Consider the following 17,248-nt stretch of genomic DNA (forward strand, 5'->3'; position numbering starts at 1 on the left):
GGCGACGAATTTCAGCGAACAGATAACAGATTTCGAAATCTGTCATCTGTTCGCTGTTATCTGTTCGCTGTCACCTGTTACCCGCCCGAGGGGGCGCGGCCGCGCCGCTCCGGTGTTCCAGGAGCTCCACGCCGGTCCGATACAGCTCCACCAGCAGCGGCCGCAGCGCCTCGCCGGTCGGCGTCAGCCGGTACGAGGTCCGCACCGGGAAGCCGAGCAGCCGCTCGCGGGCCACCAACTCCCGCTCCCCCAGAGTCTGTAGACGCTCGGCGAGCACCTTCGGGCTGATCTCCGGCAGGCGCTCGCGCAGCTCCCCGTACGACGCGGGGCCGTGCATCAGCTCGCGCAGCACCAGCGTGGTCCAGCGGCCCGACACCGCCGCCAGCGCCACCTCCACCGGGCAGTCCGGCTCCGGGCGCACCGTACGGCCGCGCGCGTCCGGCACCAGCTCGGCGTCCCAGCGGGTGTCGGTGCGGGGCACGTCGCTTCCCGTTTGGTGACCTACGACGGCCGCGGATTCACTGCTCGCATGACTCACCCCACCAGCCTCCCCCTCACCAGCGACCCGGCACAACACCCGGCCGTCTTCGCCGCCGCCTTCAACAGCGGCGACCCGGCCGCCCTCGCCCAGGTCTACGACCCCGCCGCGCTCTTCGTCCCCTCCCCCGGCACCACCGCCACCGGTGCCCAACTCCACCGCGCCAACGCCGACTTCCTCGCGCTCGGCCTGCCCATCACCGTCCACCCCCGGCACACCTACGTCGCCGACGACATCGCCCTGCTCATCGTCGACTGGACCATCTCCGGCACCGCCCCCGACGGCACCGACGTCCACCTCACCGGCACCGCCACCGACGTCGCCCGCCGCGGCCCGGACGGCCGCTGGCGCTACCTCATCGACAACCCCTTCGGCACCGCGTAGACGCCGTGCCAGACGTCGTACCAGGCGCCGCGCAGGGCGCCGTGCAGGGCGCCGCTACGCTGGGCCGATGCTGCTCCCCACCGTCCCGCGCACCCGCGTACGACCCTCCGCGCGGCCGGCCATCGCGACCCCCTTCGGCCCGCTGACCTTCGTCACCGCCGTCGGGGACACCGCCCTGCCCTCCCTGCCCGAGGAGCTCTTCGAGCTGCCGGGCGGCCGCACGATCGCCCGCTGGACGCTCCCCTCGGCCCGCGTCGAGCTGCTGCTGACCCCGTACGACGCCCAGCTCGACCCGGACCACTGGGGGCCGTTGACCGACTGCCAGGCGGCGGTGTGGCGGATCGACGCCCTGGCGCCGCTGCCCCGGGTGTGGTTCTCCGCGAGCCTGCCGGCCCAGCTCCCGGAGGGTGCCGGCGCCTACTGGGACGGGGGCCAGGCGCTGACCGCGTTCACGGTGGAGGACGAGAGCACCAAGCTCACCGTCGGCGGCCACGACGAGGAGGCGATCTGCTCGGCGGCCGATGCGCGCGAGGTGCCCCGACGGTGGGCGGCACTGATCGACGAGGTCCACGAGCGTTCGTCCAGCACCTGGGGCGTGGACTTCAACACCGACGCCGACGCCGACCGCGGCATCGTCTGGCGGCTGCCCCCGCTGGAGGCCGGCGAGCACTGCGAGCTGCCGGTGGTCGCTGCCTGGGCCTCGGCCGACGACGAGACCGAGAACACCTGGTACGCCGTCATGCCCTCGCCGACGGTCCTGCTGCGCCAGGTCACCGCCGCTGCGGCCTGATCGAAGAGCCGATGGGGGACTTCCCCGGCGGGAAGTCCCCCATGCGGTCAGACCGTCCGGCCGCGTACGGTCAGATGCTCGCGGCCAGCTCCGTGCCCTGCTTGATCGCCCGCTTGGCGTCCAGCTCGGCCGCCACGTCGGCGCCGCCGATCAGGTGCACCGCCAGGCCGCGCTCGCGCAGCGCCTCGTACAGGTCGCGGCGCGGCTCCTGGCCGGTGCAGAGCACCACGGTGTCCACGGGCAGGAGTTGGCGCTCGCCGTCCACGGTGAAGTGCAGTCCGGCATCGTCGATCAGGTCGTAGCTCGCGCCGGCGACCATGGTGACGCCGCGGTGCTTGAGCTCGGTGCGGTGGATCCAGCCGGTGGTCTTGCCCAGCCCGGCGCCGACCTTGCTGCTCCTGCGCTGCAACAGGTGGACGCTGCGCGGGGGCTTCGGCCGCTCGGGCGCGCGCAGTCCGCCGCGCTCGTGGTACTCCGGGTCGATGCCCCACTTCGCCTGGAACACCGACGGGTTGAGGCTCGCCGCGTCGCCCCCGTCGGTGAGGAACCCGGCCACGTCGAAGCCGATCCCGCCTGCGCCGAGGATGGCGACCCGCTCGCCGACCGGCGCGCCGTCGCGCAGCACGTCCAGGTAGCCGAGCACGCTGGGGTGGTCGATCCCGGGGATGTCGGCGGGAGTTCGGGGGGTGACGCCGGTCGCGAGGACGATCTCGTCGTGGCCAGCCTCGGCCAGCTGCGCGGCGGTGACGGTCGCGCCGAGGCGCAGCGTGACGCCCAACTCGCCCAGCCGGGTGCGGAAGTAGCGCAGCGTCTCGTCGAACTCCTCCTTGCCGGGGATGCGCCGGGCGATGTTCAGCTGCCCGCCGATGCTCTCGGCGGCGTCGTACAGGGTGACGTCGTGGCCGCGTTCGGCGGCGGAGACGGCGAAGGCGAGGCCGGCCGGGCCGGCTCCGACGACGCCGACGCGCTTGCGCAACCGGGTGGGGGCCAGGACGAGTTCGGTCTCGTGACAGGCGCGCGGGTTGACCAGGCAGGAGGTGATCTGGAGGTTGAAGGTGTGGTCCAGGCAGGCCTGGTTGCAGCCGATGCAGGTGTTGATGGCCTCGGCGCGGTCGGCCGCCGCCTTGTTGACGAAGTCGGGGTCGGCGAGCAGCGGTCGGGCCATCGAGACCAGGTCGGCGCAGCCGTCGGCGAGCAACTGCTCGGCGATCTCGGGGGTGTTGATGCGGTTGGTGGTGACCAGCGGAATGCCGACCTCGCCCATCACGCGCTTGGTGACCCAGGCGAAGGCGCCGCGCGGCACGGAGGTGGCGATGGTGGGGATGCGGGCCTCGTGCCAGCCGATGCCGGTGTTGATGACGGTCGCGCCGGCGGCCTCGACGGCCTGGGCGAGCTGGACCACCTCGTCCAGGGTGGAGCCGCCGGGTACCAGGTCGAGCATGGAGAGCCGGTAGACGATGATGAAGTCCTCGCCGACCCGCTCGCGGACCCGGCGGACGATCTCCACCGGGAAGCGCATCCGCCGCTCGTACGGGCCGCCCCACTCGTCCTCGCGGTGGTTGGTGGCGGCGACGACGAACTCGTTGATCAGGTAGCCCTCGGAGCCCATGATCTCGACGCCGTCGTAGCCCGCGCGGCGGGCGAGTTCGGCGCAGCGGGCGAAGTCCTCGATGGTCTGCTCGACCTGCTCGGCGGTGAGCGCGTTGGGGACGAAGGGGCTGATCGGGGCCTGGAGCGCGCTGGGGGCGACGAGGTCGCGATGGTAGGCGTAGCGGCCGAAGTGCAGGATCTGGAGGGCTATCCGTCCGCCGGCGGCGTGCACGGCGTCGGTGACCACGCGGTGCCGGTCGGCCTCCTCCTCGGTGGTGAGCATCGCGCCGCCCTCCCAGGGGCGCCCGGCCTCGTTGGGGGCGATGCCGCCGGTGACGATCAGGCCGACGCCGCCGCGGGCGCGCTCGGCGTAGAAGGCGGCCATCCGCTCGTAGCCGCCGGGGGCCTCCTCCAGGCCGACGTGCATCGAGCCCATGATCACGCGGTTGGGGAGGGTGGTGAAGCCGAGGTCGAGCGGGCTGAGCAGGTGCGGGTAGCGGCTGCCGGCGGGGGTGGAGCTCATCGGCGTCTCCTGGAGGGCGGGCGGTGGATTTTGTTACTGAACAGTAGGGTACGGTCGCGGCGCTATGCAACTAGTTGCATAGCGCCGATGGGCATGGAAAAGCCCCGGCCTCCCGGAGCTCGGACTCCAGCGGAGGGCGGGGCTTCCCCGGCCGACTGCGTCAGACGTTCACGCCGTAGTCGGTGGCGATGCCGCGCAGGCCGGAGGCGTAACCCTGGCCTATCGCGCGGAACTTCCATTCGGCGCCGTTGCGGTACAGCTCGCCGAAGACCATCGCGGTCTCGGTGGAGGCGTCCTCGGACAGGTCGTAGCGGGCGATCTCCTGCCCGTTGGCCTGGTTGACGATCCGGATGAAGGCGTTGCGGACCTGGCCGAAGTTCTGCAGCCGGGCGTCGGCGTCGTAGATCGACACCGGGAAGACGACCTTGGCGACGTCGACCGGCACCCGGGCGAGGTCGACCTTGATCTGCTCGTCGTCTCCGTCGCCGCCACCGGTCAGGTTGTCGCCGCTGTGCTCGACCGAACCCTCGGGGCTGCGCAGGTTGTTGAAGAAGACGAAGTGCTGGTCCGAAACCACCTTGCCGAGCGCGTTGCACAGCAGCGCACTGGCGTCCAGGTCGTAGTCGGCCCCGGTGGTGGTGCGTACGTCCCAGCCGAGACCCACGATCACGGCGCTCAGTCCGGGCGCCTCCTTGCTCAGCGAGACGTTGCCGCCCTTGGCCAGCGAAACTCCCACAATGCCCTCCTCGGATCTCTCCCTAGCGGACGAATCTACAACACTGTAGAGATCACGAGAATCCGCCTGCAGGCGGGCTCCGCCCCGGGGATTTCTCAGGGACTTCGGCAGGAACCGATCGCCGGGGAGCCCGGTCCGCACGACCACCCTAGACTGGCGGTGGATTCCCGTTCCAGGCCCTGTCGCCGGAGGTTCCGATGCGCCAGCGGTACAGCTTCCACCTCGACCAGGGCGGGCACTCGGTGACCGTCAACGTCCGCTCCGGCCTGATCACCGAGACCGAGGTGCTGGTGGACGGCAAGGAGTGCGCGTTCCACCGCGTCCACGGCCACGGCGACTACCCGCTCACCCTCTCCGCGCAGCTCGCCGGGGAGCCGCCGAGGCCGCTGTCCGTACAGCTGGACCGCACCGGGGTGGCGGAGCACCCGCTGGCCTGCGTGCTGGAGATCGGGGGCGCCGAGCACCCGATGCCGGAGCACACGGCGCGCTGACGCGACCACCGCACTGACGCGACCACCGCACTGACGCCCGGCGCGGGGAGAGGCCGGGCCCGGCCGTGCGTGACAGCGCGGTCCGGGCCGTCCGCCCCTCCGTGGTGGTGCGCTACTCCGCGCCGATCTCCGCGAGGATCTCCTCGACCGCCTTCCGGGCCCGCTCGGCGTCCTCCGCGACCAGGCCGATCCTGGTCCGACGGTCGAGGACGTCGGCGGCGTCCAGGGCGCCCTCATGGGTGACGGCGTAGGCGATCTCGGCGCGCGTCACGTCGACGCCCTCGGCCACCGGCTCCAACTCCCCCGCCGCCAGCACCTCGTGAGCCGCGCCGCCATGGCGGGCGAGCAGTGAGACGGGGATGCCGGCGGCCGGAACCGGGCGGCTGTCCCCGTGCCCCGGGGCGCCGACCAGCGGCAGGCGGGCCGTCCAGCAGGTGCGGGCGGGCAGGCCGCGCAGGCGGACGGCGGCGTCCACCGCGTCCTCGGCCATCCGACGGTAGGTGGTGAGCTTGCCGCCGACCACGGTGACCACCCCGGACGGGGACTCCAGCACCGCGTGCTCCCGGGAGATGTCGGCGGTGTTCCCCCCGCCGGTGTCGATCAGCGGGCGCAGTCCGGCGTACGCGCCGCGCACGTCCGCCCTGGTCAACCCGGTGGCGAGGGCCGCGTTCACGGTGTCCAGGAGGAACGTCAACTCTGCTTCGGTGGGCTGCGGTTCGTCCGGGATCGGGCCCGGGGCGTCCTCGTCGGTCAGCCCGATCGCCACCCGGCCGAGCTGCTGCGGCAGGGCGAAGACGAAGCGGCTGGTGGAGCCGGGCACCGGCACGGTGAGCGCGGCCGCCGGGTGGCCCAGCACGGCGGCGTCCACCAGCAGATGGGTGCCCCGGCTGGGGCGCAGCCTGATGGAGGTGTCCACCTCGCCCGCCCAGACGCCGGTGGCGTTGACCACCGCGCCCGCGGTGACGGTCAGCGCCTGCCCGCTCAGGGTGTCGACCAGCCGGGCGGAGGTGCCGGTGACGTCCTCGGCCCGCACCCGGGTCAGCACCCTCGCCCCGTACTGCGCCGCGGTGCGCGCCAGGGCGACCACCAGCCGCGCGTCGTCCACGAGTTGGCCGTCGTGCGCGACCAGCGCGCCGCGCAGGCCCGCCGTCCGGACGCCCGGCACCAGCTGCCGCGTCCGGGCCGCGTCGATCCGGCGCATCCGGGGCAGCAGGGCTCCCGGCGTCCCGGCGCTCAACCGCAGCGCGTCCCCGGCGTGGAAACCCGCCCGGATCAGCGAGGCCTGGCCGGGGCGCAGCAGGTCAGGCAGCAGCGGCACCAGTTGGGGCAGGGCGCGGATCAGGTGCGGGGCGGTGCGGGTCATCAGCACACCGCGCTCGACGGCGCTCTCCCGGGCCACCTTGACCCGACCGGAGGCGAGGTAGCGCAGGCCGCCGTGCACCAGCTTGGAGCTCCAGCGGCTCGTCCCGAAGGCGAGGTCGCGGGCCTCGACCAGCACCGTGCGCAGGCCGCGCGCGGCGGCGTCCAGGGCGACCCCGGCGCCGGTGACGCCGCCGCCGATCACCAGCAGGTCGACGCGCGGATCGTCGGCGAGCGCGTCGAGCTCCAGGGAGCGGCGACGGGCGTTGAGTCGAGTGGTTCCCGCGTACGGGCCGGCGGGCGTGCCTGCGGTGGGCGTCATGGCGCGAGGTATCCGTTCAGCGCTCTGGCCAGTTCGCGCCGCCAGGCCGCCTCGGGCAGCAGGGAGGCGACCATGCGGTGCGACTGGACGGTGGACTGGGCGATCAGCAGGACCATGGCGGCCAGTTCGGTCGGCTCGCCGGCGCGGATCGAGCCGTCGGCCTGGCCCAGCTCGATGCCGGTGCGCAGCGCCTCCAGCAGACCGCGCTGGCTGGCGCCGAGCCGCTCGACGACGTACCGGAGCAGCAGGTCGGAGTCGTCGGAGTGGAGCAGCGCGCCGAGCACCGGGTGGTCGCGCAGCCGCACCGCGACCTCGACCACCCGCGCCACGAAGGTCTCCCGGTCGCGGACGGCCAGCGCGGTGCCCTCCAGGGTGGCCAGGATCTCCCGGGTGAGCAGCGCCCCGATCACCGCCTGGACGTCCGGCCAGCGCCGGTAGACGGTCGGGCGGCTGACCCCGGCACGGCGGGCGATCTCCGCCAGCTGGGTCCGGCGGACGCCGAGCTGGACGACCAGGTGGGCGGCGGCGTCCAGGATCGCGTCGTCGGTGCTGCGGGGCTGCTCGGATGCGGCGTTACTACTTGACATGATGTGTGAAACTGTAACGCATGGCACCTGAGACGCAAGCGGGACCGGCCGGCGCCGCCCTTCCGCTCCCCCCGATGAAGTGGGACGCCTGGGGCGACCCGGCCCTCGCCAAGGAGCTGTCCGCGGACATCAAGGGGCTGCTCGCCGCCGCCCTCGGCGTCACCGGCGACGCCACCCCCGGGCCGGACGCCGCCGAGGTCGTGCTGCGCCCGTCCCGGATCACCGCCGAGGACCTCAAGGCCCTGGCCTCCGCCGTCGGCGAGGCGCACGTCAGCGCGGCCGACGCCGACCGGCTGCCGCGCGCCGGCGGCAAGTCCACCCCCGACCTGCTGCGCCGCCGCAGCCGCGAGCCGCAGGACGCGCCCGACGCCGTCGTCCTGCCCGGCAGCGAGGACGAGATCGCCGCCGTCCTCGCCGTCTGCGCCGAGCGCCGCCTCGCCGTCGTCCCGTTCGGCGGCGGCACCAGCGTGGTCGGCGGCCTCGACCCCGAGCGCGGCCCGTTCGAGGCCGTCGTCTCGCTCGACCTGCGCCGCTTCGACCAACTCCTCGACCTCGACGAGACCTCCGGCGAGGCCGTCCTCGGCGCCGGACTCACCGGCCCCGCGGCGGAAGCCCTGCTCGCCGAACGCGGCTGGGAACTCGGCCACTACCCGCAGAGCTTCCGCTACGCCACCATCGGCGGCTTCGCGGCCACCCGCTCCTCCGGCCAGGACTCCGCCGGATACGGGCGCTTCGACGAGATGGTGCGCGGCCTGCGCGTCGTCACCCCCGCCGGGATGCTCGACCTCGGGCGCGCCCCCGCCTCCGCCGCCGGGCCCGACCTGCGCCAGCTCTTCCTCGGCTCCGAGGGCACCCTCGGCGTCATCACCGCCGTCCGCCTGCGCGTCCACCCGCTGCCCGCCGTCAAGGCCTACGAGGCGTGGAGCTTCCCCGACTTCGCCACCGGCACCGCCGCGCTGCGCACCGTCGAACAGCAGGGCACCGGGCCGACCGTCATCCGGCTCTCCGACGAGGCCGAGACCATGGTCAACCTCGCCATGACCGAACAGATCGGCGGCGCCCCGGCGGTCAGCGGCTGCCTGGCCGTCACCGTCTTCGAAGGCAGCGCCGAACAGGTCGCCGCCCGGCAGGAGCTCACCCGCGAGGCGCTGCTCGCCGCCGGCGGCACCTCGCTCGGCGACGGCCCGGCCCGCTCCTGGGAGCACGGCCGGTTCAACGCCCCCTACCTGCGCGACTCCCTGCTCAGCGCGGGCGCGCTGTGCGAAACCCTGGAGACCGCCGCCGCCTGGAGCCGGCTCGCGGGACTGCGGGTCGCCGTCACCGAGGCGCTGACCGGCGCCCTGCCCGGCGCCCTGGTGCTCTGCCACATCTCGCACGTGTACCCGACCGGCGCCTCGCTCTACTTCACCGTCGTCGCCGCCCTCGGCGAGGACCCGCTCGACCGCTGGGCCACCGCCAAGCGGGCCGCGGGCGACGCCATCCTCGGCGCCGGCGGCACCATCACCCACCACCACGCGGTCGGCACCGACCACCGGCCCTGGATGAGCGAGGAGATCGGCGACCTCGGCGTGCGCATCCTGCGCGCCGTCAAGGCCGAACTCGACCCGGCGGGCATCCTCAACCCCGGCAAGCTGATCCCATGACCGACACGAGAACCGTCCGCAGGGTCGTCGTTCTCACCAACCCGGCGGCGGGCATCGGCCACGCCGAGTCCGCCGCCCGCCGGGTCGTCGCCCGCCTGCGCGCCCTCGGAGTCGAGGTCGAACCGCAGGCCGGGCGCTCCACCGAGGACGCCGTACGCCTCGCCCGCGAGGCCGCCGCCGACGGCGTGGACGCGCTGGCCGTCGTCGGCGGCGACGGCATGATCAACCTGGCCCTCCAGGCCCTCGCCGACACCTCCGTACCGCTCGGAGTGATACCCGCCGGCACCGGCAACGACCACGCCCGCGAGTACGGCCTGCCGCTCGGCGACCCCGAGGCCGCCGCCGACGTCGTCGCCGCCGGGCGCACCCGCGGCATCGACCTCGGCCGGATCACCGGCCCCGACGGCGCGGCACGCTGGTACGGCTCCGTCCTCGCCACCGGCTTCGACTCCCTGGTCAGCGACCGCGTCAACCGGCTGCGCTGGCCGCGCGGGCGGATGCGCTACAACCTCGCCATCCTCGCCGAGTTCGCCAACCTGCGCCCGCTGCCGTTCCGGATCACCCTCGCCGACGGCACCGTCATCGAACGCGACCTCACCCTCGCCGCCGTCGGCAACACCCGCAGCTACGGCGGCGGCATGCTGATGTGCCCCGACGCCCTCCCCGACGACGGACTGCTCGACCTCACCCTCGTCGACGCCATGCCCCGGCTGCGGATCGCCCGCTTCTTCCCCACCCTCTTCAAGGGCACCCACACCACCCACCCGGAGGTCACCACCCTGCGCACCGAGTCCCTGCGGATCGAGTCCCCCGGCATCACCGCCTACGCCGACGGCGAGTTCATCGCGGCCCTGCCCGTCGAGGTCACGGTGCGACGGAAGGCCCTACGCCTGCTGGTGCCGTGAGAACCTGAGGCCAGGGAGGGCAGCCACCATGCAGCTCGCAGTGAACGTGACACCCCACGGCATCCCCGTGTTCGAACTCCTCATCGGCCTGGCCCCACTCGCCGTCGCCGGCTCGGCCGTCATGGCCGCCGGCCTCGGCCTCACCAACCACTGGCGCTGGACCCGCCGCCCCAACTGACCGCCCGCGCCCGCGCCGAGAGCCACGGGAGCGAGCCGGTCGTGCGCGCCGTCCTCACAGGTGCGCCCTGATCTGCCGTACCGGGTGACCGAGCGCGGCACCGATCGCCGCCAACTGCGGCTCGGTGAACCAAAGGCACTCCGGGTTCCACACCTCGACCTCGAACCGGGCGAAGCCGCACGGCCAGTCGTACTCCAGCACCTCCAGCGTCGTTTCCGCCCCGCAGCACGGCACCGTGACCACGAGCGTCGCGAAGCCGTCCTCGGCGTGTTCCTCCAGCAGGTCGCCCCACCAGTCCGGCCCGAGCGTGCCGCCACAGTGCGGGCAGCCGATCCTCTCCAGGTTCTCCCCGCAGTCGACCGCCGCCGTCCGCTCGTGCCAGGTCAGCTCCAGCTCCGCCCCGTCGTCCGCACCGAGCAGCCCGACCACCACCGCCCGCGCCCGCTCGGCTGCCGATGGATCCGGCTGCCAGCGCGGGTCGGTGGGGATCACCGACAGCACGTCGTCACTCATGCGGATCCCCCTCGGCGTCCAGCATCAGCGGGGCGGCCGGCTCCGGCGCCGGGCCCAGGTCGAGCGGCCGCCAGTCCAGGCCCTCGCCCCAGCCCGGCTCGGCCCGCGCCCAGGCCGTCATCGCCGCGATCACCGGCTCGGGCCCCTCCAGGTGCACCTCGAAGTGCCGGTCGGCGGAGCCGTCGCGGTGTTCCAGCGCGTAGTGGCGGCCGGCCTTGTGCCACACCTGGATGTAGACGTCCGGCAGGTCCGGTATCCGCTGCACGACGAGGAAGCAGTCGCCCCCCGCGCCGATGCGCCGGACCAGCCCCGCGAGTTCCTCCGCGCCCACCCTCAGGTGCCGCGCATCGTTCGTCTGCACCGCGATCGCCAACATGCGGTCACCCTGGCACGCACCACTGACAATCGGGCGGGGCGGTCCGGCGGTTCAGGCCCGTACGGGACTCCGCTGACAGGGCCGACCGAGAAGGCCAGGGCCGAGATGCCGGTACGGACGGTGACCCGGCCGGGGCCGGTCAGTGCAGCCCCCTTGCCCGTGGGCGCCCTATGCGCCGTGGTCCTCCCGGCGGAGGCGGAAGACGACGTTGCGCCGCGCCGGGTCCTGTGGGGCGTCGGGGTCGGCGAAGTCCTCGGCGGGGTCGTGGGTCATCCCGAGGCGGTGCATCACCTTCTGCGAGCGCAGGTTGGCGGCGGTGGTGATGGCGAGGATCTCGGGGAGGGCGAGCGCGTCGAAGCCGTGGGCGAGGACCGCCCGGGCCGCCTCCGTCGCGTAGCCGTGGCCCCAGGCCGACCGGGCCAGGCGCCAGCCGATCTCGACTCCGCTGACCGGGTCCTGCTCCTCGACCTCGTCCAGGCCCGCGAAGCCGATGAACTCGCCGCCCTCCCGGGTCTCGACGGCCAGCCACCCGTGCCCGCGCCGCTCCAGCTCCGCCTCGAACCGCGCCACCGAGGAGTCGCTCTGCTCGCGGGTGAGGATGCCGCCGAGGTGCTCGCGGACCTCCGGGTCGGCGTTCATCGCGGCCCACGGCACGAGGTCGGACTCCCGCCAGCGGCGGATCAGCAGGCGTTCGGTGATCATTTCGTTCATGCCCCAACCCAACGGCACACCGCCCGCGCGGGCAAGCGAAAAACGGGGTGCCCCGCCGCGCCCTGCCCGGGTAGCGTGCGGGGCATGTCGAGCCCTGAGGCATCCAAGGTGGGGGCACGCGGTCACGCCGTCTGCCCCCTGAAGCACTGCTGACACTGCTGAACCGCTGAGTTCAGCGACCCGATCGTGCGTGTGGCCGGTCGGGCGGGTGCGTGTGCCCTCGGTGGGGGGGCGGGCTGTGGTGACGAGACGGACGGTTCCTGTCCCGACTTCCACCCTCCCGGAGTCTCTCGATGCCTGTTCCGCTGTACCTGCTCGCCCTGGCCGTGTTCGCCATGGGCACCTCGGAGTTCATGCTCGCCGGCCTGCTGCCGGGCCTCGCCGCCGAGCTCGGCGTCCCGCTCGGGACGGCGGGCACCCTCACCTCCGCCTTCGCGCTCGGCATGGTGGTCGGCGCGCCGCTGATGGCCGGGCTGGCCCGCAGCCGGCCGGGGCGCGCCACCCTGTTCGGCTTCGTGCTGGTGTTCGCGGCGGCGCACGTCGTCGGGGCCGTCACCACGAGTTTCCCGGTGCTGTTCGCGAGCCGTGTCGTGGCCGCGCTCGCCGATGCGGGCTTCCTCGCCGTCGCGCTGACCACCGCCACCGCGCTGGTCCCGCCGGACCGCAAGGGACGGGCGCTCGCCGTACTCCTCTCGGGCACGACGGTGGCCACGGTCGCCGGGGTGCCCGGGGGCGCGGTCCTGGGCGCGCTGCTGGGCTGGCGGGCGGTGTTCTGGGCGGTGGCCGCGCTCTGTCTGCCCGCCGCCGCCGGCATCCTGCTCGGCCTCCCGGCGCCCGCCGCAGCGGGGCGGGCGCCGGGCCGCCCCGACCTGCGCGCCGAACTCTCCGAGCTGCGGCGGCCGGGGCTGCGGAAGGTCCTGCCGCTGGCCGCGCTGGTGAACGCCGCGACCTTCGGCGGCTTCACCTTCCTCGCCCCGGTCGTGACCGGCCCCGCCCGTCTCGGCGACCTGTGGGTGCCCGTCGCCCTGGTGCTGTTCGGGGCCGGTTCCTTCCTGGGCGTCACCGCCGCCGGGCGGCTCGCGGACCGCCGCCCCGGCCTGGTCCTCGCCGTCGCCGGTCCGCTGCTGCTGATCGGCTGGCCCGCGCCGGCCGTTCTGGCACACGAACCGGCCGTCCTGCTCCCCCTCGTCCTCCTGCTGGGCGCGCTGTCCTTCGCCCTCGGCGGCACCCTGATCACCCGAGCCCTGTACGCAGCGCCGGGCGCCCCCACCATGGCCGGCGCCTACGCGACCGCCGCCCTCAACCTCGGTGCCACCGCCGGCCCCCTGGTGGCCGCGACCACCCTCACCACCCCCGCCGGGCCGCTCGGCCCGTTCTACGCCGCCGCTCTCCTCATCGCGGCCGCCCTCCTGCTCGCCGCGCTCCCGCCGAGGCTCGGCTGAGCCTCAGTCGACCACCGTCAGCACGATCTTCCCCTGGAGGTGCCCCAGTTCGGCCCTGCGGTGGGCGGCCGCGGCCTCGCGCAGCGGGTACACGCTGTCCAGCGCGACCCGGACGCGGCCGTCCACCGGCAGTTCGGCCAGTTCGGCGAGGTCGCTGCCGCTGGAGCGGACCTGCCAGATGCCCTCGTGGAGGACGATCCCGAGCTCGGCCGCCCGCTCGGGCCGGTAGTCGCCGAGGAAGGCCGACACCCTCGGCGCCGAGGGGCCGGCCGAACCCGCCCTGATCGCCTGGCTCACCGAGTTCATCCTCGGCGCGGGCGCCCACCAGGGCCTGCCCGCCACCCTGATGGCCACCCTGGAGAACCCGGACTCCGCCCTGCACGCGAGCTGCCTGCGGATGCGGCAGGCCGGTGGCCGGCTGCTCGCCGCCGCCCAGCGGGACGGCGCGGTCCGCCCGGACGTCACCCCGCTCGACCTCTTCGCCCTCGCCAACGCCCTGAGCTGGATCACCGACCAGGCCCCCACCCTGGCCGAGCGCCGCGACCACCTCCTCGGCCTGGTCCTGGACGGCCTGCGGGCCCGCGTCTGAACGGCGTCACACCCCCCGGGTCGCGGTGATCCGGCCGGCCTCGATCGCCTCGACCAGCTGGGCGTGGTCGGCGGCCGTGCGGTCGGCGTAGTGGAGGGCGAAGTCGGCGACGGCGTCGGCGAAGGTGTCGGCGGTGCCGAGGTAGGCGGCGATGGCGAGGCGGTCGCCGGTGCGGGCGTGGGCGCGGGCGAGGGTGCGGCCGCACAGGTCGGCGTAGGAGCGCAGCAGGTCCGGGGACATGGTGTCGATGTCCGCCGAGCCCTTCATGTCGCGCAGTTGGCGGCCGTAGTAGTGCCGGCCCGCGGGGCCGGCGGTCCAGCCGAGGAAGATGTCGCTGTGCGCCTGCATCAGGTGCTGCCCGGTGACCACCCGGCGCCCGCCCTGGTGGGCGGCGACCTCCGCGTCGACCCGGGTGGGCGGCAGGTGGTCCTCCAGCACGGACCGGCCGGCCTCCTTGAGCTGGAGGAACAGCGGGTCGCCGCTGTTCCGGCCCTCCAGCAGGACGATGTAGCAGCGGGTGCCGACGCTGCCGACGCCGACCACCTTCATCGCCGCGTCCACGAAGCGGTAGCGGTCCAGCAGCACCCGGCGGTCCTCGGCGAGGGTGGCCCGGTAGTCGCCGAACAGCTTGCCGATGCCCCGCAGTTCGGACTTCTTCAGCGACTCGATCAGCGGCGGCTCGCTGACGATCCGCCGCCGCCCGTCCCGCTCCTCGGTGAGCTTGCCGAAGGCCTGGAGGCTGGTGCACCGCCGGGCACGGGCGAGCTCGGCCGCGACCTGCCTGCGCTGCTCGGGCTCACGGACGAGCGGCAGCAGCTCGGCGGTGTCGACCCGGCTGTACCAGACGTCGAGCTCACCCAGCCCGGCCAGTCGGCGCAGCGCGACGGCGTAGCCCTGTGCGGCGGTACGGGCGGCGCGCCGGGCCGAGTCGTCGTCCTCGCCGCGATCGCGGGCCGCGACGGCGATGCTGGCCGCGAGGCGCTTGACGTCCCACTCGAAGGGGCCGGGGTAGGTCTCGTCGAAGTCGTTGACGTCGAAGAGCAGCGCGCGTTCCGGCGAGGCGTACACGCCGAAGTTCAACAGGTGGGCGTCGCCGCAGAGTTGGACGGTGAGCCCGGTGTGGGGGACGGCGGCGAGGTCGGCGGCCATCACGGCGGCGGCGCCACGCAGGTAGGCGAAGGGGGTGGCGGCCATCCGCCCGTAGCGGATCGGCAGCAGCCTGGCGACCCGGTCGGCGCCCTGCGCCTCCAGCACGGCGAGCGGGTCGGGGCGGTCGGCGGCCGGGATCCAGCGGCCGTGGTCGGAGCGGGTGGCGCGCTCGCGGGCGGCCCGGCCGCTGCGGCGGCGTTCGGCGGGGGTGGTCATGCGGCGGCTCCGTCCGTCCCTGGGTCTCCACAGTGATATGCCCGGAAACGGGCGCACCTCATCGCGACGCTAGGGGCCCGGTGCCGGAGGGCGCAGCGCGGCGCCCTCCGGCACTGGGCCGCACGGGTGAACCGACCGGCTCACCGCACGGTGAAGTCGGCCATCATCGCCATGTCCTCGTGCTCCAGGTTGTGGCAGTGCAGCATGTACGTCCCCGCGTAGTCGCCGAAGCTCACCAGCACCTCCACCGCCTCGGCCGGGCGCAGGTCGACGGTGTCCTTCCAGCCCGCGTCCCACGGGCCCGGGTCCTCGCCGTTGCGCCCGATCACCTGGAAGTGGCTCAGGTGGACGTGCACGGGGTGGTGCACGTCGCTGGAGAAGCGCCAGCGCTCGACGGTGCCGAGGGCGGGCGCGGCGAGGCTGTGGCCGGGCCGGTACGGGCGGCCGTTGATGGTCCAGCCGTCCTTGCGGCTGCGGCGGAACCGGAAGTCGCGGGTGGCGACGGCCTCGGAGGCGTTCAGCTCCTCGACGGTGGAGAGCCGCTCGGGCACCCGGGCGTCGTCGTCGACCGGCCGCGAGGAGACGTCGAAGCACATCACCTCGGCGGCGCGGTCCTCGCCGAAGCGGTTGAGCAGGCGCACCCGGGTGCCGGCCGGGTAGCGGGAGAAGTCGACCACCACGTCGAAGCGCTCGCCGGGGGCGATCTCGATGGCGTCGTGGGCGACGGGGGCGGCGAGCAGGCCGCCGTCGGAGCCGATCTGGACCAGCGCGTCGCCGCCGGCGGGCTGCGGGTCGAGTGCGAGCCGGTAGAGCCGGGCGTTGGAGGCGTTGAGCAGCCGCAGCCGGTAGTGCGCGCGGTCGGTGTCCAGGCGGGGCCAGGGCGCGCCGTTGACCAGGACGACGTCGCCGAGGACGCCGTTCATGTAGGCGTCGGTGACGCCGGGTTCGACGAGAGCGGGGTCGGCGACCGGGTAGCGGAAGGAGCCGTCGGCGGCGAAGGAGCGGTCGGTGAGCAGCAGCGGGAGGTCGCGTTCGCCGCGCGGCAGCGGCAGGGCGTCCTCCTCCTCGTCGTGGACCAGGTGGAAGCCGGCCAGGCCGCGCCAGACGCCGAGGCCGGTGAAGCCCATCCGGTGGTCGTGGTACCAGAGGGTGGCGGCGCGCTGCTTGCCCGGGTAGGTGTGGGTGCGCTCGCCGACCACGGCGCGGACCTCCGTCTGCGGCATCCCCGGCATTCCCGGCATGTCCGCCATCGGCGCCGGCCGTGGGGGCGCGGCGGAGCCGACCGGCAGCAGCAGGTCCGTCGGGTAGCCGTCGCTGTCGGCCGGGGTGTGCCCGCCGTGCACGTGGACCACGGTCGGCACCGGCAGTTCGTTGCGGTGCCTGACCATCGCCGCCCGCCCGGAGCGGGTGACCACCGTCGGCCCGGGGAAGGTGCCGCCGTACGTCCAGGCCTCGGTCCTCACTCCGGGCAGGATCTCCACGGAGGCGACGCGCTGGGTGATTTCGTAGTGGTCGCCGGTCGCGTCCGACAGCACGGGCCGGAGCACGGGTGGCACCGGCAGCGGGACCTGGAAGGCCTCGGGCAGGTCGAGTTCACTGGAGAGCAGCCGCCCGGGGCGGCCCTCCACGAGCAGCCGGGCGGCCGAGGGGCCGGCGACGGCGGCCAGCGCGCCCGCGCCGAGCACCGAGGCGCCGAGGCCCAGGAACCGGCGGCGGTTCACCGGTTCACCTCCAGCGGCCCGCCGGGGCGCGGCAGCCGTCCGCCGCCGTCCTGGCCGGTGTCGCGCAGGGCCTCCCGGGCGGGCAGCGGCAGCCGCCAGGCGCCGACCAGGACGAACAGGATGCCGCTGACCAGCAGCACGCCGAGGGTGATGTGCAGGCTGACCGCCCGCGCGTAGCCGGCGCCGATCTGGCCGACGACGGCGAGGGCGAGCAGGGCGGTGGTCCCCAGCGGCCAGCGCGGGCCCCGGCCCGGCCGGAGCACCAGCGCGGCCACCGCCAGCTGGAGCACGACCACGGTGGCCAGCAGCATCGCGGCGCCCTCGTGGCCCTTGAGGGAGTCGTAGGCGCCGTCGAGGAAGCTGCCGGCCAGCACGGTCTGGAGCAGGGCCAACAGCGCCAGGGCGGCGGTGGAGATCCGCAGCAGGATCAGCGGCCAGCGGGGCGCGGCGGCGGGGGGACTGCTCATGTCGGGCTACTCTCTGCG

Annotated in this window: 19 protein-coding genes and 1 pseudogene; 8 read left to right on the forward strand and 12 right to left on the reverse strand. The window is 74.3% G+C overall.

Going from position 1 to position 17,248, the window contains the following annotated elements:
- Positions 1–70 precede the first annotated feature (70 nt).
- A complete protein-coding gene (locus RZ50_RS27055; RefSeq protein WP_308272341.1) occupies positions 71–481 on the reverse strand; it encodes a helix-turn-helix domain-containing protein in 411 nt (136 codons plus the stop codon).
- 48 nt (positions 482–529) lie between these two features.
- Between RZ50_RS27055 and RZ50_RS27060 the strand changes: the two genes are divergently transcribed.
- Together RZ50_RS27060 and RZ50_RS27065 are read left to right on the forward strand one after the other, a co-directional pair.
- Positions 530–922, forward strand: coding sequence for a DUF4440 domain-containing protein (locus RZ50_RS27060; protein ID WP_196952464.1), 393 nt, complete (start codon positions 530–532; stop codon positions 920–922).
- 67 nt (positions 923–989) lie between these two features.
- Entirely contained in the window at positions 990–1,712 is a 723-nt protein-coding gene (locus RZ50_RS27065; RefSeq protein WP_196952463.1) for a hypothetical protein, read from the forward strand.
- Between the two features lie 70 nt (positions 1,713–1,782).
- On the opposite strand, the gene RZ50_RS27070 is transcribed toward RZ50_RS27065, so the two are convergent.
- The gene (locus tag RZ50_RS27070; protein WP_196952462.1) at positions 1,783–3,825 is read right to left on the reverse strand and encodes an NADPH-dependent 2,4-dienoyl-CoA reductase; all 2,043 of its coding nucleotides are present in this window, start codon (positions 3,823–3,825) and stop codon (positions 1,783–1,785) included.
- 160 nt (positions 3,826–3,985) lie between these two features.
- Positions 3,986–4,561, reverse strand: a complete 576-nt coding sequence (locus RZ50_RS27075; RefSeq protein ID WP_196952461.1) for a TerD family protein — start codon at positions 4,559–4,561, stop codon at positions 3,986–3,988.
- 197 nt (positions 4,562–4,758) lie between these two features.
- Here RZ50_RS27075 and RZ50_RS27080 point away from each other — a divergent pair, with 197 nt between their 5' ends.
- The gene (locus RZ50_RS27080) at positions 4,759–5,052 is read left to right on the forward strand and encodes a hypothetical protein (protein WP_196952460.1); all 294 of its coding nucleotides are present in this window, start codon (positions 4,759–4,761) and stop codon (positions 5,050–5,052) included.
- A 112-nt stretch (positions 5,053–5,164) separates the two neighbouring features.
- Here RZ50_RS27080 and RZ50_RS27085 read toward each other — a convergent pair whose 3' ends face one another.
- Positions 5,165–6,733: a glycerol-3-phosphate dehydrogenase/oxidase gene (locus RZ50_RS27085; protein ID WP_196952459.1), complete on the reverse strand. Its 1,569-nt coding sequence runs from the start codon at positions 6,731–6,733 to the stop codon at positions 5,165–5,167.
- A complete protein-coding gene (locus RZ50_RS27090; protein ID WP_196952458.1) occupies positions 6,730–7,320 on the reverse strand; it encodes a TetR/AcrR family transcriptional regulator in 591 nt (196 codons plus the stop codon). Before RZ50_RS27090 ends, RZ50_RS27085 begins: the two co-directional genes overlap by 4 nt.
- Before the next feature lie 74 nt (positions 7,321–7,394).
- Here RZ50_RS27090 and RZ50_RS27095 point away from each other — a divergent pair, with 74 nt between their 5' ends.
- The 3 genes from RZ50_RS27095 to RZ50_RS27105 are packed head-to-tail and all read left to right on the forward strand — an operon-like array spanning position 7,395 to position 10,046.
- On the forward strand, positions 7,395–8,963 hold the full coding sequence (locus RZ50_RS27095; RefSeq protein ID WP_196952457.1) for an FAD-binding oxidoreductase: 1,569 nt from the start codon (positions 7,395–7,397) through the stop codon (positions 8,961–8,963).
- The gene (locus RZ50_RS27100; RefSeq protein ID WP_196952456.1) at positions 8,960–9,868 is read left to right on the forward strand and encodes a diacylglycerol kinase; all 909 of its coding nucleotides are present in this window, start codon (positions 8,960–8,962) and stop codon (positions 9,866–9,868) included. Before RZ50_RS27095 ends, RZ50_RS27100 begins: the two co-directional genes overlap by 4 nt.
- 28 nt (positions 9,869–9,896) lie before the next feature.
- Positions 9,897–10,046, forward strand: coding sequence for a hypothetical protein (locus tag RZ50_RS27105; protein ID WP_196952455.1), 150 nt, complete (start codon positions 9,897–9,899; stop codon positions 10,044–10,046).
- A gap of 54 nt (positions 10,047–10,100) precedes the next feature.
- On the opposite strand, the gene RZ50_RS27110 is transcribed toward RZ50_RS27105, so the two are convergent.
- From RZ50_RS27110 to RZ50_RS27120, 3 genes and pseudogenes are all read right to left on the reverse strand, one after another.
- On the reverse strand, positions 10,101–10,559 hold the full coding sequence (locus tag RZ50_RS27110; RefSeq protein WP_196952454.1) for a hypothetical protein: 459 nt from the start codon (positions 10,557–10,559) through the stop codon (positions 10,101–10,103).
- 4 nt (positions 10,560–10,563) lie between these two features.
- A pseudogene (locus RZ50_RS27115) lies at positions 10,564–10,935 on the reverse strand (hypothetical protein); the annotation flags it as partial.
- Positions 10,936–11,103: 168 nt separating this feature from the next.
- Positions 11,104–11,646 (reverse strand): GNAT family N-acetyltransferase, encoded by a 543-nt coding sequence (locus tag RZ50_RS27120; protein ID WP_196952452.1) that lies wholly within the window; start codon positions 11,644–11,646, stop codon positions 11,104–11,106.
- Between the two features lie 293 nt (positions 11,647–11,939).
- Between RZ50_RS27120 and RZ50_RS27125 the strand changes: the two genes are divergently transcribed.
- The gene (locus tag RZ50_RS27125; protein ID WP_196952451.1) at positions 11,940–13,088 is read left to right on the forward strand and encodes a Cmx/CmrA family chloramphenicol efflux MFS transporter; all 1,149 of its coding nucleotides are present in this window, start codon (positions 11,940–11,942) and stop codon (positions 13,086–13,088) included.
- Positions 13,089–13,091: 3 nt separating this feature from the next.
- Here RZ50_RS27125 and RZ50_RS27130 read toward each other — a convergent pair whose 3' ends face one another.
- Positions 13,092–13,385: a zinc-binding dehydrogenase gene (locus tag RZ50_RS27130; protein WP_308272344.1), complete on the reverse strand. Its 294-nt coding sequence runs from the start codon at positions 13,383–13,385 to the stop codon at positions 13,092–13,094.
- A gap of 34 nt (positions 13,386–13,419) precedes the next feature.
- Between RZ50_RS27130 and RZ50_RS27135 the strand changes: the two genes are divergently transcribed.
- On the forward strand, positions 13,420–13,677 hold the full coding sequence (locus RZ50_RS27135; RefSeq protein WP_374199999.1) for a hypothetical protein: 258 nt from the start codon (positions 13,420–13,422) through the stop codon (positions 13,675–13,677).
- Between the two features lie 6 nt (positions 13,678–13,683).
- On the opposite strand, the gene RZ50_RS27140 is transcribed toward RZ50_RS27135, so the two are convergent.
- The 3 genes from RZ50_RS27140 to RZ50_RS27150 all read right to left on the reverse strand — a co-directional run bounded on the left by RZ50_RS27140 (position 13,684) and on the right by RZ50_RS27150 (position 17,230).
- Positions 13,684–15,042, reverse strand: coding sequence for a DUF2252 domain-containing protein (locus tag RZ50_RS27140; protein WP_196952448.1), 1,359 nt, complete (start codon positions 15,040–15,042; stop codon positions 13,684–13,686).
- 140 nt (positions 15,043–15,182) lie between these two features.
- Positions 15,183–16,763: a multicopper oxidase family protein gene (locus tag RZ50_RS27145; protein WP_196952447.1), complete on the reverse strand. Its 1,581-nt coding sequence runs from the start codon at positions 16,761–16,763 to the stop codon at positions 15,183–15,185.
- Complete coding sequence (locus RZ50_RS27150) at positions 16,760–17,230, reverse strand: hypothetical protein (protein WP_196952446.1); 471 nt, start codon at positions 17,228–17,230, stop codon at positions 16,760–16,762. Before RZ50_RS27150 ends, RZ50_RS27145 begins: the two co-directional genes overlap by 4 nt.
- Positions 17,231–17,248 lie beyond the last annotated feature (18 nt).

It is taken from the genome of Kitasatospora sp. SUK 42 (genome assembly GCF_015776785.2).
Classification (GTDB): Bacteria; Actinomycetota; Actinomycetes; order Streptomycetales; family Streptomycetaceae; genus Kitasatospora.